This is a genomic window from Aeromonas sp. EERV15 (genome assembly GCF_900079845.1).
GTDB lineage: Bacteria > Pseudomonadota > Gammaproteobacteria > Enterobacterales > Aeromonadaceae > Aeromonas > Aeromonas sobria.
Window position 1 is genome coordinate 1 of record NZ_FKKY02000091.1, and the last position, 490, is coordinate 490.

The following is a 490-nucleotide window of genomic DNA, read 5'->3' on the forward strand; positions in this document are numbered from 1 at the left end:
GTAGCACTCGCGCTCGAACCAGTCCGCGCCCTTCCACACAGGGACGAGCGAGTCGATCTCGGCGCCGTTGCCCTCCTCGTCGCCCACGCGCGCCTTGATGCGGATGCGGTGGTTCTTCTCGAACGAGCGCAGGTGGCAGACGACCTCGAAGCGGGGCACGTCGCCGCGCCAGAGGTAGTCGACCGCCGTGAGGTCGACGAACATGTTCATGTGCGTCCGCGGGTCGTTCCGGAGGCACAGGGCGACGTCGCGCCCCGCGGCCGGATCGACGACCGCCGTGTCGTCGCCGAACTGCGAGTGCGTCTCCAGGACGGCTCCCGGGAACTGCGCCGTGAGGATCTCGAGGACCTTCTTGCTCATGGCTGGCTCCGCTCCTTGCGCTGGAGGGTGACGAGGCGCTCCGCGGTCTGCGCGGGATCCTCCCGCGGCTTGACGATGGCGGGCGTGCGGTCGCCGCGCGCGATCTTGTCCTGGAGGAGCATGAGGCCGT

1 protein-coding gene is annotated in these 490 nt (G+C 69.6%); it reads right to left on the reverse strand.

Annotated features, from left to right (window positions below):
- A partial coding sequence (locus BN4575_RS22765; RefSeq protein ID WP_176716459.1) for an NADH-quinone oxidoreductase subunit C occupies positions 1 to 360 on the reverse strand: 360 nt, incomplete at its 3' end.
- Between the last annotated feature and the right edge of the window lie 130 nt (positions 361 to 490).